Source organism: Lysinibacillus sp. GbtcB16 (assembly GCF_019091145.1).
GTDB lineage: Bacteria > Bacillota > Bacilli > Bacillales_A > Planococcaceae > Lysinibacillus > Lysinibacillus fusiformis.
On sequence record NZ_JAGXJV010000619.1, the window covers coordinates 1 to 254 of the forward strand.

Below are 254 nucleotides of genomic sequence, written 5' to 3' on the forward strand. Positions count from 1 at the left end.
CGATGCGCTCGGCCCGCTCGTTGTCGATAATGTGATGGTGACGAGACACTTCTTCGAGCTGATGCCTGACGACGTCAGCCCGGGCTACCGGCCGGTCAGTGCCGTGGCGCCGGGGGTGCTGGGAACAACGGGGATTGAAAGCAGCGATATCGTACTGGGGATCGTGGAGAAATCCAAGCCGGATTTCATCATAGCCATCGACGCGCTTGCTTCCAGATCCTTGGACAGGGTGAATACGACGATTCAGATTGCTG

1 protein-coding gene is annotated in these 254 nt (G+C 58.3%); it reads left to right on the forward strand.

Going from position 1 to position 254, the window contains the following annotated elements:
• Nucleotides 1-254: GPR endopeptidase (gene gpr, locus KVT27_RS25420; protein ID WP_217582251.1), on the forward strand; the 254-nt coding region annotated here is incomplete at both ends.